The organism is Romboutsia sp. 13368 (genome assembly GCF_018336475.1).
GTDB lineage: Bacteria > Bacillota > Clostridia > Peptostreptococcales > Peptostreptococcaceae > Romboutsia.
In genome coordinates, this window is record NZ_CP048741.1 from 1,192,685 (window position 1) to 1,193,246 (window position 562).

Genomic DNA, 562 nt, shown 5'->3' on the forward strand with positions numbered 1-562 from the left:
AAATGATTCTTTTCTATTATCCTAAGTATTCTAATACTTCTTCTACATTTTTGTCAGTTTTAACTTTTTCATATACTTTTTCTATAATACCATCTTCATCTATAATATAAGTAGTTCTAACCACACCCATACTTACTTTCCCATAAAGCTTTTTCTCTTGCCATACATCATAGGCTTTTATAGCCTCAAGTTCTGGGTCTGATAATAATATAAATGGTAAATCATGCTTATTTGCAAAGTTTGTATGTGATTTTACACTATCCTTACTTATTCCTATAACCACTACATCCTTAGATTTAAACTCTTCATAATTATCTCTAAATGAACATGCTTGTTTAGTACATCCTGGTGTATTATCTCTTGGATAGAAATATAATACTACTTTTTTATTTTTAAAGTCTGATAAACTTACTAATTTTCCATCTTTATCTTGTAGCTTAAATTCTGGTGCTTTTACTCCTGATTCTAACATAGTTTACTCCTTTATTTATTTTATATAACATATTATACCAAGTATGCTTATATTTAAACATCTTATAAAAAATTCGCTTCGCTTAAGCGA

Annotated in this window: 1 protein-coding gene; it reads right to left on the reverse strand. The window is 27.2% G+C overall.

The window, feature by feature from the left end; genetic code table 11:
- Window positions 1-16: 16 nt before the first annotated feature.
- A complete protein-coding gene (gene bcp, locus G3997_RS04860) occupies window positions 17-472 on the reverse strand; it encodes a thioredoxin-dependent thiol peroxidase (protein WP_296648978.1) in 456 nt (151 codons plus the stop codon).
- Window positions 473-562 lie beyond the last annotated feature (90 nt).